This window comes from Streptomyces sp. NPDC127190 (assembly GCF_042672505.1).
Taxonomy (GTDB): domain Bacteria; phylum Actinomycetota; class Actinomycetes; order Streptomycetales; family Streptomycetaceae; genus Streptomyces.
Map to the genome: position 1 here is coordinate 183,508 of NZ_JBHXVE010000001.1, position 13,483 is coordinate 196,990.

The following is a 13,483-nucleotide window of genomic DNA, read 5'->3' on the forward strand; positions in this document are numbered from 1 at the left end:
CGCGCCCCGCGCGCGCCGCCGCCCCCCGCTCACCCCGAGCCGCCCCGCGCGGGGGGGGGGCGCCCGCGGGGGGGGGGGGCGGGGGGGCGCGGGGGGGGGGGGGGCCCCCCCCCCCACGACGAGGGTGACCAGCTCGCCGCCGGCCTGGAGCATGCGGTCCAGGACCGTCTCGGCGGTGGCGGCGACCTCCGGGCCGATCACCGCCACATCGCCGTCGATCAGGCCCAGGACGTCCCCGGCCTGGCAGATGCCGGCCGTCGTCCAGGACTGTCGTTCGGCCACGGTGATCTCGGCGTAGCGGGTGGCGCCCGCCGCCGAGGTCATCTGGACGACGTCCTCGTCGAAGCGGCGTTCCGGCTCGTGCACGGCGAGCGCGGCGATGCCCTGCACCGCCGAGCGGGTCGGGATCAGCGCCACCCGGATGCCCTCGGTGCGGGCCTGCTCGGCGGCCGCGGCGGCGGTGTGGCGCAGTTCGGAGTCGTTGGGCAGCAGGACCACCTCGCGCGCGTGGGCCCGCCGTACCGCCTCCACCAGCTCCCCGCTGGCCGGCGGCTCCCCGGGGCGCGCCAGGACGGTGGTCGCGCCGGCCTCGGTGTACAGCCCGGCCAGGCCCTCGCCGGGGACGACGGCGACGACGGCCCGCTGGGCGCGCTCGCGCGGGTGCGGCCGGCCTGCGGTGTGCACGTCGCCCAGCCCGAAGTGGGTGATCCGGATCCGGTACGGCCGGCCCGCCTCCACACCCGCCTCGACGGCGGCACCGGCGTCGTCCACATGGACATGCACGTTCCACAGCCCGTCGCCGCCGACCACCACGAGGGAGTCGCCGAGGGCGTCGAGCCGCGTGCGCAGCCGGGCCACGGCCGCGTCGTCGGCCTCCAGGAGATAGATCACCTCGAAGGCGGGGCCGCCGGTTCCGGCGCCCCCGGGGCACCCGCCGGGGCCGGGAGCGCACGCGCGCGCGTGGACGGCGTCCGCCGTGTCGCCCCGGGCCACGGCGTGCCCGCGCACCGTCTCCGGCGCGACCGGCTCCCCGGTGACCGCCTCCACCAGCGCCCCCAGCACCGTCACCAGTCCGCTGCCGCCCGCGTCCACCACGTGGGCCCGCTCCAGCACGGCCAGCTGGCCGGGGGTCGCCGCCAGGGCGGCCCGCGCCCCCGCGTAGGCGGCCCGGGCGACGGCCGCGCAGTCGCCCTCGGCTCCGTCGGCGGCGTCCGCGGCGGCCGAGGCGACGGTGAGGACGGTGCCCTCGACCGGATGGGCCACGGCCTGCCGGGCGGAGTCGGCGGCCCGGCGCAGGGCCAGCCGCAGCTCCGCACCGTCGATGTGGGGTACGTCACGGTCCCCGCCGTCCGCGAGGACCTGGGCCATGCCGCGCAGCAGCTGGGCGAGGATCGTCCCGGAGTTGCCCCGGGCGCCGATGAGCGCTCCGTGCGCCATGGCCCGTACCGCGTCCGCGAGGGACGGCTCGGCGGAGCCGGTCCCGTACCCGGCGAACACGGCCTCCACGGCCGTCGCGGCGGACTCCACCGTCAGATAGAGGTTGGTCCCGGTGTCGCCGTCGGCCACGGGGTAGACGTTGATCGCGTCGATCTCCTCCCGTGCCCGGCCGAGCGCCCGGAGCGCCAGACCGCACCAGGTGCGCACCGCGAGAGCATCGAGGAATGTCTGCGGCACCTGCGCCACCTGCGCCTCCCTGAGCTGGCTGGACGTGGCACGCAGCGTAGACCCCGGGCCGGTGTCCGGCCGAGGCGGGCCGGGAGCGGGGCACCGATCCGCCATGGTAGTTTCGTTCTGCTGGCGCGGCCGTTGTATGCTGCTCCGGTTGCCCGATCCGATCGGGCTGTTCCCCTGGCACCGCCACTCAGATCTCAGGTCGTACGATCTCGATCCCGGCATGCCGGGATTAACCGTAAGTGCATCTGAAGTCTTTGGAGTGACCCGTGGCTGCCAACTGCGACGTCTGCGGCAAGGGGCCGGGCTTCGGCAACAACATCTCGCACTCGCACCGCCGTACGTCCCGCCGCTGGAACCCGAACATCCAGCGTGTGCGTACCGTGGTCGGCGGGACGCCGAAGCGCGTGAACGCCTGCACCTCGTGCATCAAGGCCGGCAAGGTCTCGCGCTGACGCACCAGCTGAGCGCGCGGCCACTGCCTGGTCCGCTGCACTGAGCCGGTCCACCTTCGGGTGGGCCGGCTTTTTGCCGTACCCGCGCGCGGTGGATGGAACAATGCGCAGAATGCGCTTCGGCATTCTGGGCCCCCTGGAGATCCGCACCGGCGACGGCACCCTTCTGTCCCCCGGCGGCCCCCGCCCCCGCGCGCTGCTCACCCTGCTGCTCCTGGACGCCGGCCGCGCGGTCTCCGTGGAGCGTCTGCTGGACGGCCTGTACGGCGCCGAGCCGCCCGCCGGTGCCGCGAACGCGCTCCAGTCGCAGATATCCCGGCTGCGCGGGCGGCTCGCCCCGCACGCCCGCATCGACGCGGTCCCCGCCGGTTACACCCTCGCCGTCGGCCCCCGGACCGTGGATCCGGACACCGTCGACGCCCACCGGTTCGCCCGGCTCGCCGCCGAGGGCCGTACCGCGCTCGCCGCCGCCGACCACCCGCGCGCGGCGGCGCTGCTGCGGGACGCGCTCGCGCTGTGGCGCGGCCCGGCGCTGCCCGACCTGCCGGACGCGCACGCCGACCGGGCCCGGCTCGCGGAGCTGCGGCTGGCCGCCGTACAGGACCGGATCGAGGCGGAGCTGGGGCTCGGCGGCGGGGCGGAGCTGGTGCCGGAGCTGCGGGCGCTGCTCGCGGAGCATCCGCTGGACGAGCGGCCGTACGGACAGCTGATGCGGGCGCTGCACGCCGCCGGGCGGCCCGCCGAGGCGCTCACGGTGTACGAGGAGGCGCGGCGCACGCTCGCCGACCAGCTGGGCACGGATCCGTCGGCCGAACTTTCCGCGCTCCACCGGGAGCTGCTCCGGGGCGGCCCCGAGGCCCCCGTCCGGCCCGCGCTGCCGGCCCAGCTGACCCGTTTCGTCGGCCGGGAGGCGGAGCTGGCCCGGGTCGAGGAGGCGCTGGCCGGCTCCCGGCTGGTGACGCTCACCGGCCCCGGGGGCGTCGGCAAGACCCGGCTGGCGCTGGAGGCGGCCCGGTCCCGCACCGGCACCGAGGTGTGCCTGGTGGAGCTGGCCCCGCTCGCCGACGGCTCCCGGATCCCGTACGCGGTGCTGGCGGCGCTCGGGGTGCGGGACGGCTTCCGCAACCCGGCCACGGACGCGGCGGCCCGGCTGCTGGCCGCGCTGGCCGACCGGGCCGTTCTGCTGGTGCTGGACAACTGCGAGCATCTGGTCGAGGCCGCCGCACGGACGGTCGCCCGGGTGCTGGCCGCCTGCCCGGACGTCCGGGTGCTGGCGACCAGCCGGGAGTCGCTGGCCCTCACGGGCGAGGTCCTGGTGCCCGTGCCGCCGCTGCCGGAGGAGTCCGCCGTGCGGCTGCTGCTGGACCGGGCGCGAAGTGTGCGCCCCGGCTTCGACGGGCACGCGCGCGCGGCGGAGATCTGCCGGGCGCTGGACGGACTGCCGCTGGCGATCGAGCTGGCGGCGGCACGGCTGCGCACGCTGTCGGCCGAGGAGCTGGCCGACCGGCTGCACGACCGGTTCCGGCTGCTCACCCGAGGAGACCGGGCCAAGGCGCCCCGGCACCGCACGCTGCGCGCGGTGGTGGAGTGGAGCTGGGAGCTGCTGGACACGGCGGAGCGGGAGCTGGCGAGCCGGCTGACCGTCTTCGCCGGGGGCGCCACGCTGGACGCCGTGGCGGCCGTGTGCGGGGTGCCGTACCCGGAGGACGCGCTGGCGTCCCTGGTGGAGAAGTCCTTCGTCGAGGTGGCCGACGGGCGCTACCGGATGCTGGAGACGATCCGCGCCTTCGCCGCCGAGTCGCTGGCCGAGCCGGCGGCGCTGCGGGCGGCGCACGCCGGGTACTTCCTGCGGCTGGCCGAGCGGGCGGAGCCGGCCCTGCGCGGCGGCGGGCAGCTGCCCTGGCTGGCCCGGCTGACCGCCGAGCAGGACAACCTGGACGCGGCGCTGCGCCATCTGACCGCGACCGCGCCCGGGGACGCGCTGCGGCTGATGGCCGCCCTGACCTGGTTCCGGCGGCTGCGCGGCCTGCACGGCGACCGGGTGCCGCGGGCCCGGGCGCTGCTCGCGGCGGTCGGCGCCGAGCCGCCGCCCGGGCTGGCGGAGGAGTACGCCCTGTGCGTGATGAACGCCGTGTCCGGGCAGGGCGACGATCCCGAGGACGCCGCTCTCGTCGCGCGCGCGGCCGCCGTCATGGCCACGCTGGACGGACCGCTGCGGCTGCCGTTCACGGTGGTGCTGTGGTCCCTCACCGGCGGCCCCCTGCTGAGCACGGACGCGCGGGTGCGGGCGCAGATCGGGCAGGAGCCGTGGAGTCTCGCCCTGCTGGACGTCGGCCTCGCCTACCAGGCGCTGTTCGCGGGGCGGGCCGCGGCGGCGGAGGCGGCCTTCACGCGCGCGTGGGAGGGCTTCCGGGCGACCGGGGACCGCTGGGGACTGGCCAACTGCCTCGATCCGCTGGCCGGGTTCGCGTACGGCCGCGGCGAGTACGCGCGGGCGCTGGCCCTGCTGGACGAGGGCCTGGTGCACGTCCGGGAGCTGGACGCGCCCGAGGAGACCGCCGATCTGCTGCGCACCCGTGCGATCACCCTGCTGGGCCGGGGATCCGCGCAGGAGGCCGCCGCGCACTTCACGCGCTCGTACGACCTGGCCCGCGCCGCCGGGGCGACCGACAAGGCGGCCGGGGCGCTGCGCGGCCTGGGCGATGTGGCCCGGCTGACCGGGGACCCGGCACGCGCGCGCGTGCACTACGAGAACGCCCTTCACACCTGTGCGGCCACCTGGTTCAGCGTCGGCGAGACGGCGCGGATCATGATCGGGCTGGCGCGCACGGCCGCCGCCGAGGGGGACCTGGGCACCGCCCGCGAGTGGCTCGCCCAGGCCCACGCCCAGGCCCTGGAGTCGCCGGAGGTGCTGCTGCTGGCCGATGTCGCCGACGCGCTCGCGGCCGTGGCCCCGCGGCCGGAGCGGGCGGCCGAACTCCTCGGCGCCGCCGCGGGCCTGAGGGGCACGCCGCAGCTCGGCGACCCCGATGTCGTGACGACGACGGAGCACACGCGTGCGTGCCTGTCCCCAAAGGAGTTCGAGCAGGCCTTTGAGCAGGGCCGGAAGCTTCGGTCAGCGGCGGTCAGCGAACGGTAGGCGCACGGTCAGCGGGGCCCTGGACCGTAGGGCACATGACGAAGACAGCCGATCTGAGCCACCTGACCGTCCTGATCTCCGGCGCGAGCGTCGCCGGCCCCGCCCTCGCCCTGAACCTGGCCCGCCACGGCGCCCGGGTCACCGTCGTGGAGAAGGCGCCCGAGCTGCGCGGCGGCGGCTTCGCCGTGGACTTCCGGGGGCGTGTGCACCGCAGGGTCCTCACCGCGATGGGCCTGTGGGACGAGATCCACGCCCGCCAGACCCACATGGGCCGCCAGACCGTGGTGTCCGCCGACGGCAGCCCGCGCGTGGACCTGCCCGCGGAGATGATGAGCGGCGATGTGGAGATCTTCCGCGGCGATCTGGCGCGGATCATGTACGAGCGTACGAAGGACACGGTGGAGTACGTCTTCGACGACTCCGTCACCGCGCTGACGGACACCGGGCAGGGCGTCGAGGCGGCCTTCGAGCGGGGCGCGCCCCGCCGCTTCGACCTGGTCGTCGGCGCCGACGGCCTGCACTCGAACACCCGCCGTCTGGTCTTCGGCGACGAGTCCCGCTATCTGCGCTTCTTCGATCACTACGTGGCCGCCTTCAGCCTTCCCAACCACCTCGGTCTGGACCGCACCGCCCGCCTGTACAGCGAGCCGGGCCGCTGCGTCGGCATCAGCAACTACGACGGCGACCCGGACCGCGCGGGAGCCCTGCTGGTGTTCCGGTCCGAGCAGCTGGCGTACGACCGCCGGGACCTGGACGCGCAGCGCCGGATCCTCACCGAGCGGTTCGCGGGAATGGGCTGGGAGGCGCCGTACGTCCTCGGGGCGCTTCGGGACGCCGACGACCTGTACTTCGACGCGATCGCCCAGATCCATGTCGACCGGCTCACCCGGGGGCGGGTGGCGCTGCTGGGCGACGCCGGGTACGGCGCGACGATGGGCGGGATGGGCACCGGGGTGGCGATGGTCGGCGCGTATGTGCTGGCCGGTGAACTCGCCCTGGCGGGCGGCGACCACCGCACCGCGTTCGCCGCGTACGAGCGCCGGATCACGGACTTCGCGAAGGGCTGCCAGAAGATCTCCGGCAACGCGGGACCGTTCTTCGCGCCGCCCACCGAGCGGCGGATCCGCAGCCGGGACCGGATGTACCGGCTGCTGAGCTCGCGGCCGCTGGGCGGGTTCTTCAAGCGGATGACGGAGAAGGCGGCGACCGCGATCGAGCTGGGGGACTACCCGGCCTGAGGGCGGGGCGTGCCGAGGGCCCAGCCGTGGTGCACCGGGCCGATGCCCGTGCCCAGCGGGAAACCGGCGGCGATGGCGCCCGTGACGTAGCGCTTGGCGGCCTGGACCGCGTCCGGGACGCTCAGGCCCTTCGCGAGTCCGCAGGCGATCGCGGACGCCAGGGTGCAGCCGGTGCCGTGGGTGTGCCGGTTGTCGAGGCGCGGGGCGCGCAGCCAGTGCTCGGCCGAGCCGTCGGTCAGCAGGTCGACGGCGTCCCCGGCGAGATGGCCGCCCTTGATCAGCACCCAGCGCGGACCGTATGCCAGGACGGCATCCGCCGCCCGCCGCAGGTCGCCCTCGGACTCCACCCGCACACCGGTGAGTTGGGCCACCTCGTCGAGGTTGGGGGTGGCCACCGTCGCCGCCGGAAGCAGCCGGGCGCGCACCGAGTCCAGCGCGCCGGCGGCCAGCAGCGGGTCGCCGTGCTTGGAGACGCCGACCGGGTCGACCACCGCCGGGGCGTCCGTGCCGGAGATCAACTCGGCGACCGTCTCGACCAGTTCGGCCGAGGCCAGCATGCCGGTCTTCACGGCCTGTACGCCGATGTCGTCCACGACACTGCGGTACTGGGCCCGTACGGCCTCGGCGGGCAGCTCCCAGGCGCCCTGGACGCCTAGCGAGTTCTGCGCGGTCACGGCCGTGATCACGCTCATCCCGTGCACGCCGAGCGCCAGCATCGTCTTCAGGTCGGCCTGGACCCCGGCGCCGCCGCCGGGGTCGGAGCCGGCCACCGTGAGCACCCGGGGCAGGCTCATGACTCGATGTCCCCGAAGTGGTCCCAGCCGCCCTTGCTGGTCCAGGGCGCCCCGTCCACGGTCACCTGGGGCAGCGCGGAGGGGTTGAGGACCTCGCCGATCACCTTCCAGCGGGCCGGCAGCTTGGCGTCCGGCGGGAAGGTCGCCACGATCGCATGGTCCTCTCCGCCGGTGAGCACCCACTGGAGCGGGTCGACGCCGACGGCCTGTCCGATGTCGTTCATCTGGGTCGGGATGTCGATCGCGCCGGAGCGGATGTCGATCCGGACCTTGCTGGCCTCGGCGATGTGCCCGAGGTCGGCGATCAGCCCGTCGCTCACGTCGCACATCGCGGTCGCGCCGAGCGCCGCCGCGGCCGGACCCGCGTGGTACGGCGGCTCGGGGCGCCGGTGGGCCTCCACGAAGGCGCGCGGCGAGCGGAAGCCGCGGGACAGCACCGCGTAGCCGGCCGCGGACCAGCCCAGCCAGCCCGTGACGGCCACCAGGTCGCCGGGCTGGGCTCCGCCGCGGGTGACGGGCTCCTGGTTGCGCAGATCGCCGAGCGCGGTGATCGACACCATGATCGTGTCGCCGCGTACGACGTCTCCGCCGACCACCGAGGCACCCGCGACCTGGCACTCGTCGCGCAGGCCGTCCATCAGCTCGCTCGGCCAGGTCACCGGGAGTTCGGCCGGCACCACCAGACCGAGCAGCAGCGCGGTCGGTACGGCGCCCATGGCGGCGATGTCCGCGAGGTTCTGTGCGGCGGCCTTGCGGCCGACGTCGTAGGCCGTGGACCAGTCACGGCGGAAGTGCCGGCCCTCCAGCAGGATGTCCGTGCTCGCCACCACCCGCCGGTCGGGTGCGGCGACCACCGCGGCGTCGTCGCCGGGCCCGATCCGGACCGCCGGGGTGGTGGTGAGACGGGAGGTGAGCTCCCTGATGAGCCCGAACTCCCCGAGCTCACCAACAGTGCCCTTCATGTCCCTTGGCTCCCCTTCTTCCCTAGCCGTGCCCAGTCGCGCGTCATCAGTGTCCCCGATACGGTCGAGATGACCGTCGATACGGTCGGAATGACCGTGGATGAAGGCCGATCCGACCGTCAACTTCCGTCGTGCCTGCACTCTGGCGCGCAAGCCCGGTTCCCGCGGGTCTCCCCGAGGGGCGCGGCGACGCGATACCGTGGCGTTCCTTTCCCCCACATGATCCTCGTGGCCGCCCTGGAGGTTCCGTGGTACAGGCGTACATCCTGATCCAGACGGAGGTCGGCAAAGCGTCGACCGTCGCCGACACGATCACCAAGATTCCTGGAGTGATCCAGGCCGAGGACGTGACGGGACCGTATGACGTCATCGTGCGCGCACAAGCCGACACCGTCGACGACCTCGGTCGCATGGTGGTCGCGAAGGTCCAGCAAGTGGACGGCATCACGCGCACCCTGACCTGCCCGGTCGTGCATATCTAGCCCCCGTCTACGCTTGGCCGGTGAACATTTTCCGTCACCGGCCTCTCGGCGTGCTCGCGCCCGCGCTGCTCGTCGCGGTCGCGGGCTGCTCCTCGGCAGACGACGGCACGACGGTGACGGTTCCCCGCCCCGACGCGAAGACGGCGCCGGTGTGCCGGGAACTGCACCGGGTGCTGCCGCAGCAGCTCGACGGCAGAAGCCGGAACGACCCCGGACCCCGGTCCGCCTACACGGCGGGCTGGGGAAACCCGGCGATCATACTGCGCTGCGGTGTCGTACGGCCGCCGAAGATGATCGACCCCAAGGTGGCCGAAGGCGGCGACCCGGACGCGATCGCGGGCGGGGTCGACGGCGTCGACTGGCTGATGGAGAAGCAGAGCGACGGCACCTGGCGGTTCACCACGGCGGGCCGCGTGGCCTATGTGCAGGTGAGCCTGCCCCAGGGCATGTCCGCGCAGCAGGAGGGCACCGGCGTCCTCACGGACCTGGCGCCGGCCGTGAAGAAGGCGATCCCCGAGGGGATCGCCTCCATGCGCGGCTGAGGGTCAGCGCAGACCGGTGGGGCGGCGCAGCGCCGCCTGCACCAGGCGGTCGATCAGCTCGGGGTAGGAGACCCCGCTGGCCTGCCACATCTGCGGGTACATCGAGATCGGCGTGAAGCCCGGCAGGGTGTTGATCTCGTTGATGACGAACTCGCCGTCCTCGGTGAGGAAGAAGTCCGCGCGGACCAGACCCTCGCAGGAGGCCGCCTCGAAGGCCTGCACGGCGAGTTCCTGCACCTCGGCGGTCTGCGCCTCGGTGAGCGGCGCCGGCACGAGACCGGGGGTGGAGTCGATGTACTTGGCCTCGAAGTCGTAGTACGCGTGCGCGTCCGGCGGCGGGATCTCGGCCGGGACGGAGGCGCGCGGCCCGTCCTCGAACTCCAGCACGCCGCACTCGATCTCACGGCCCCGTACGGCGGCCTCGACCAGGATCTTCGGGTCGTGCGCCTGCGCCTCGGCGATCGCCTCGTCCAGGCCGGACAGGTCGTCGACCTTGGTGATGCCGATGGACGAGCCCGCGCGCGCGGGCTTCACGAACAGCGGCCAGCCGTGCTCGCCGGCGAAGTCGACGATCTTCTTCCGGGCGGCGGACTCGTCCTGCTGCCACTCCCGGGGGCGGATCACCACGTAGGGGCCGACCTTGAGCCCGAAGGAGGTGAAGACCCGCTTCATGTACTCCTTGTCCTGGCCGACGGCCGAGGCGAGCACGCCGGAGCCGACGTACGGCACTCCGGACAGCTCCAGGAGGCCCTGGAGGGTGCCGTCCTCGCCGTACGGGCCGTGCAGCACCGGGAAGACCACGTCGACCTCGCCGAGCGCCTTGGGCACGGAGCCGGGCTCGCTGTAGACGACCTCGCGGTTCGCGGGGTCGACGGGGAGCACCACGCCGCCCTCGTGCGACTCGGCGAGGTCCGCGACCTCGGGGGTGCGGCGGTCGGTGATGGCCATCCGCTCCGGCTCGTCGGCGGTGAGCACCCAGCGGCCCTCCCGCGTGATGCCGATCGGCAGGACGTCGTACTTGCTCCGGTCGATGGCCTTGAGGACGGCGCCGGCCGTGACCGCGGAGATGCCGTGTTCGGAGCTGCGGCCGCCGAACACGACGGCCACGCGCGGCTTGCGCGACGGCTGCTCGGGGGTCTGGGGGAGGTTCTCGGTGCTCATATCGCGTTGAGAGTACCCGTTGGTATCCCCCGAGTCAGCGCCCGCTCGGCCGCCGTGGCGCCACGTCCCCCGGGTGGTCGCTCAGCGTCGTTCCGGCTTCGCGCTGCGCGACATCAGCTCCTTCACCGCGGCCACCGGCGACTTGCCCTCGTGGACGATCGCGACGACCGTCTCGGTGATGGGCATGTCGACGTCGTGCCGGCGGGCCAGATCCAGCACGGACTCGCAGGACTTGACGCCCTCGGCGGTCTGCCGGGTGACCGCGATGGTCTCCTCCAGGGTCATGCCCTTGCCCAGGTTGGCGCCGAAGGTGTGGTTGCGGGACAGCGGCGAGGAGCAGGTGGCGACCAGGTCGCCGAGGCCCGCGAGGCCGGAGAAGGTCATCGGGTCGGCGCCGAGCGCGCTGCCGAGCCGGGTGGTCTCGGCGAGGCCGCGCGTGATGAGGGAGCCCTTGGCGTTGTCGCCGAGGCCCATGCCGTCGGCGATGCCGACCGCGAGCCCGATGACGTTCTTGACCGCGCCGCCGAGTTCGCAGCCGACGACGTCGGTGTTGGTGTACGGCCGGAAGTACGGCGTGTGGCAGGCGGCCTGGAGGCGCTGCGCGACCCGCTCGTCGGTGCAGGCGACGACGGCCGCGGCGGGCATCCGCGCGGCGATCTCGCGGGCCAGGTTGGGCCCGGTGACCACGGCGATGCGGTCGGCGCCGACCTTGGCGACGTCCTCGACGACCTCGCTCATCCGCATGGTGGAGCCGAGTTCGACGCCCTTCATCAGGGAGACGAGCACGGTGTCCGGCGCGAGCATCGGGGTCCACTCGGCGAGGTTGGCGCGCAGGGTCTGGGAGGGGATGGCGAGGACGGTGAAGTCCGCGTCCCGCAGCGCCTCGGCCGCGTCCGAGGTGGCGCGCAGCCGCTCCGGGAGCTCGACCCCGGGCAGGTAGTCGGGGTTGGTCCGGGTGGAGTTGACCGCCTCGGCCAGCTCCGGGCGGCGGGCCCACACCGTCACCTCGCAGCCCGCGTCGGCGAGGACCATGCCGAAAGCGGTGCCCCATGAGCCGGTGCCCATGACCGCCGCCTTTACCGCCTTGCTCACGTGCCCTGGCCCTCCGGTTCCTTGCCTCGCGTCTGCGCCTGGGTGCGGCGCCGCTGCTCGATCCGTTCGCGGCGCGGGTCGTAGGGCCTCTCGGGCGCCTTCTCGCCGCGGATCTCCTCCAGCAGGCGGGTGATGGCCGCCATGATGACCTCGGTGGCCTCCTTGAGGACCTCCGGGGTCATCTCCTTGCCGTAGAAGCGCGACAGGTCCACCGGCGGGCCCGCCAGCACATGGTGGGTCTTGCGCGGGAAGAGATTCGGCTTCTTGGCGTACGGCGGCAGCAGTTCGTTGGCGCCCCACTGGGCGACGGGCACGACCGGGCACCTGGTCTGGAGGGCGACGCGGGCGGCGCCGGTCTTGCCGGTCATGGGCCAGCCGTCCGGGTCGCGGGTGAGGGTTCCCTCGGGGTAGAAGGCGACGCACTCACCGCGTTCCACGGCGTCGATCGCGGCCCGGAAGGCGCTCAGCGCGTCCGTGGACTCACGGTAGACGGGGATCTGTCCGGTGCCGCGCATCGCGGCGCCGACGAATCCCTTCTTGAAAAGTCCGCTCTTCGCCAGGAATCGCGGAACCCGTCCGGTGTTGTACTGATAATGGGCGTACGCGAAGGGGTCCACATGGGAATTGTGGTTCACCGCGGTGATAAATCCGCCCTCGGCCGGAATGTGCTCCATTCCACGCCAGTCCCGCTTGATCAGAACCACCAGCGGCGGTTTGCAGATCACCGCGGCGAAGCGGTACCAGAAGCCGATTCTGCGGCGGGGCACAAGGACACCTTCCTCTAGGGCTGCCACCCCGGCGGGGGCCGCACAAGTGTCGCGCCGGGCCGCCGGTCTGTCGAGAACACCGTACGCCCCGACGGTCGGGCTGCCCGAGGACCCGGGGGACAATGATCGTGACGAGAGAGGGACGGTACGCGGTGCAGTGGACCTTGGTGATTCCTCTGAAGCCCCTCGCCCGGGCCAAGAGCAGGCTCTCGGACACCGCCGCCGACGGGGTGCGGCCCGGGCTGGCCCTTGCGTTCGCGCAGGACACGGTGGCCGCGGCGGTGTCCTGCCCGGCGGTGGCGGATGTGGCGGTCGTCACGGACGACGAATTGGCCGCGCGGGAGCTGGCGGCGCTGGGCGCGCGGATCGTCCCGGACCGCCCCGGGCGGGGCCTGAACGCCGCTCTGGCGCACGGCGCGGCGGCGGTGCGGGAGTCCCGCCCGGGGGTGCCGGTCGCGGCCCTGAACGCGGATCTGCCGGCGCTGCGGGCGGCGGAGCTGGCCCTCGTCCTGGGCGCGGCGGCGGAATTCCCGCGGGCCTTTCTTCCGGATGCGGCCGAACTGGGCACGACCTTGCTGGCCGCGGGGCCCGGGCGGGAACTGCGGCCGGAGTTCGGGCCGGATTCCCGTGCCCGGCACCGGATCTCGGGGGCGGCGGAACTCGTGCTGCCGGGCGTCGATTCGGTACGGCAGGACGTGGACACCGGGGAGGATCTCCGGGCGGCACTGGCCCTGGGGGTGGGCCGGCACACGGCGGCGGTGTCGGCGGGCCTGCCGATCCCGGGCTCGCGGGCCCCTCGCGCCTTCCGTGGCGGCGGACACTAGGCTGACCGTCATGCACGCCACCGCCTACACCTACGACCCCGAGACCCGCAGCGGGCAGGTGCTTCTGGACGACGGCACCCCGGTCCCCTTCGACACGGCCGCGTTCGACGCGGGCGGCCTCAGGCTGTTGCGGCCGGGGCAGCGGGTGCGGCTGGAGACGGAAGGGACGGGTGAGACCCTGCGGATCACCCTGGTCACCCTCCAGACCCTGTAACCGGGCAACTGGCCCCGTACACGCCGCGGGGGGGGGGGGGCGGGGGGGGGCCCGGCCCCCGGCGGGGGGGCCCCGCTCTCGCGCGGGGAGGCGACTACAGACAGAGGGTGGAGGGCGAAGTGGGGGCTGGTGGGCGAGAGCG

Annotated in this window: 13 protein-coding genes; 7 read left to right on the plus strand and 6 right to left on the minus strand. The window is 74.1% G+C overall.

What is annotated here, in order from left to right:
* The coding region (locus tag ACFVIU_RS00785; protein WP_385839744.1) for a DAK2 domain-containing protein at positions 1-1,683 on the minus strand (1,683 nt) is incomplete at its 3' end.
* A 257-nt stretch (positions 1,684-1,940) separates the two neighbouring features.
* Between ACFVIU_RS00785 and rpmB the strand changes: the two genes are divergently transcribed.
* The 3 genes from rpmB to ACFVIU_RS00800 all read left to right on the plus strand — a co-directional run bounded on the left by rpmB (position 1,941) and on the right by ACFVIU_RS00800 (position 6,503).
* Complete coding sequence (rpmB, locus tag ACFVIU_RS00790) at positions 1,941-2,126, plus strand: 50S ribosomal protein L28 (RefSeq protein WP_003993230.1); 186 nt, start codon at positions 1,941-1,943, stop codon at positions 2,124-2,126.
* Positions 2,127-2,238: 112 nt separating this feature from the next.
* The gene (locus ACFVIU_RS00795; RefSeq protein ID WP_385839745.1) at positions 2,239-5,265 is read left to right on the plus strand and encodes a BTAD domain-containing putative transcriptional regulator; all 3,027 of its coding nucleotides are present in this window, start codon (positions 2,239-2,241) and stop codon (positions 5,263-5,265) included.
* 35 nt (positions 5,266-5,300) lie between these two features.
* Positions 5,301-6,503: an FAD-dependent monooxygenase gene (locus ACFVIU_RS00800; protein ID WP_385839746.1), complete on the plus strand. Its 1,203-nt coding sequence runs from the start codon at positions 5,301-5,303 to the stop codon at positions 6,501-6,503.
* On the opposite strand, the gene thiD is transcribed toward ACFVIU_RS00800, so the two are convergent.
* Both thiD and ACFVIU_RS00810 read right to left on the minus strand, forming a co-directional pair.
* A complete protein-coding gene (thiD, locus tag ACFVIU_RS00805; RefSeq protein ID WP_385839747.1) occupies positions 6,491-7,297 on the minus strand; it encodes a bifunctional hydroxymethylpyrimidine kinase/phosphomethylpyrimidine kinase in 807 nt (268 codons plus the stop codon). The two genes, ACFVIU_RS00800 and thiD, sit on opposite strands and share 13 nt — an antisense overlap.
* Positions 7,294-8,259: a thiamine-phosphate kinase gene (locus ACFVIU_RS00810; RefSeq protein WP_385839748.1), complete on the minus strand. Its 966-nt coding sequence runs from the start codon at positions 8,257-8,259 to the stop codon at positions 7,294-7,296. The genes thiD and ACFVIU_RS00810 overlap by 4 nt, the downstream gene beginning before the upstream one ends.
* Before the next feature lie 248 nt (positions 8,260-8,507).
* Between ACFVIU_RS00810 and ACFVIU_RS00815 the strand changes: the two genes are divergently transcribed.
* Together ACFVIU_RS00815 and ACFVIU_RS00820 are read left to right on the plus strand one after the other, a co-directional pair.
* Entirely contained in the window at positions 8,508-8,741 is a 234-nt protein-coding gene (locus ACFVIU_RS00815) for an Lrp/AsnC family transcriptional regulator (protein WP_385839749.1), read from the plus strand.
* A gap of 20 nt (positions 8,742-8,761) precedes the next feature.
* Entirely contained in the window at positions 8,762-9,283 is a 522-nt protein-coding gene (locus tag ACFVIU_RS00820; RefSeq protein ID WP_385839750.1) for a DUF3515 domain-containing protein, read from the plus strand.
* A gap of 3 nt (positions 9,284-9,286) precedes the next feature.
* Here ACFVIU_RS00820 and ACFVIU_RS00825 read toward each other — a convergent pair whose 3' ends face one another.
* From ACFVIU_RS00825 to ACFVIU_RS00835, 3 genes are all read right to left on the minus strand, one after another.
* Positions 9,287-10,444, minus strand: coding sequence for a D-alanine--D-alanine ligase family protein (locus ACFVIU_RS00825; protein WP_385839751.1), 1,158 nt, complete (start codon positions 10,442-10,444; stop codon positions 9,287-9,289).
* A gap of 81 nt (positions 10,445-10,525) precedes the next feature.
* A complete protein-coding gene (locus tag ACFVIU_RS00830; RefSeq protein WP_385839752.1) occupies positions 10,526-11,536 on the minus strand; it encodes an NAD(P)H-dependent glycerol-3-phosphate dehydrogenase in 1,011 nt (336 codons plus the stop codon).
* Entirely contained in the window at positions 11,533-12,303 is a 771-nt protein-coding gene (locus ACFVIU_RS00835) for a lysophospholipid acyltransferase family protein (RefSeq protein WP_385839753.1), read from the minus strand. The genes ACFVIU_RS00830 and ACFVIU_RS00835 overlap by 4 nt, the downstream gene beginning before the upstream one ends.
* 152 nt (positions 12,304-12,455) lie before the next feature.
* On the opposite strand from ACFVIU_RS00835, the gene cofC reads away from it, so the two are divergent.
* Both cofC and ACFVIU_RS00845 read left to right on the plus strand, forming a co-directional pair.
* Positions 12,456-13,127 carry a 2-phospho-L-lactate guanylyltransferase gene (cofC, locus tag ACFVIU_RS00840; RefSeq protein ID WP_385840301.1) on the plus strand — a complete coding sequence of 224 codons (672 nt, stop codon included), beginning with the start codon at positions 12,456-12,458 and terminating at the stop codon, positions 13,125-13,127.
* Between the two features lie 10 nt (positions 13,128-13,137).
* Positions 13,138-13,341, plus strand: a complete 204-nt coding sequence (locus ACFVIU_RS00845) for a hypothetical protein (protein WP_385839754.1) — start codon at positions 13,138-13,140, stop codon at positions 13,339-13,341.
* Positions 13,342-13,483 lie beyond the last annotated feature (142 nt).

Coding starts and splice junctions, on each gene's coding strand:
- ACFVIU_RS00795 (WP_385839745.1), top strand. CDS start 2,239: ATGCGCTTCGGCATTCTGGGCCCCCTGGAGATCCGCACCGGCGACGGC.
- ACFVIU_RS00800 (WP_385839746.1), top strand. CDS start 5,301: ATGACGAAGACAGCCGATCTGAGCCACCTGACCGTCCTGATCTCCGGC.
- thiD (WP_385839747.1), bottom strand. CDS start 7,297: ATGAGCCTGCCCCGGGTGCTCACGGTGGCCGGCTCCGACCCCGGCGGC.
- ACFVIU_RS00810 (WP_385839748.1), bottom strand. CDS start 8,259: ATGAAGGGCACTGTTGGTGAGCTCGGGGAGTTCGGGCTCATCAGGGAG.
- ACFVIU_RS00825 (WP_385839751.1), bottom strand. CDS start 10,444: ATGAGCACCGAGAACCTCCCCCAGACCCCCGAGCAGCCGTCGCGCAAG.
- ACFVIU_RS00845 (WP_385839754.1), top strand. CDS start 13,138: ATGCACGCCACCGCCTACACCTACGACCCCGAGACCCGCAGCGGGCAG.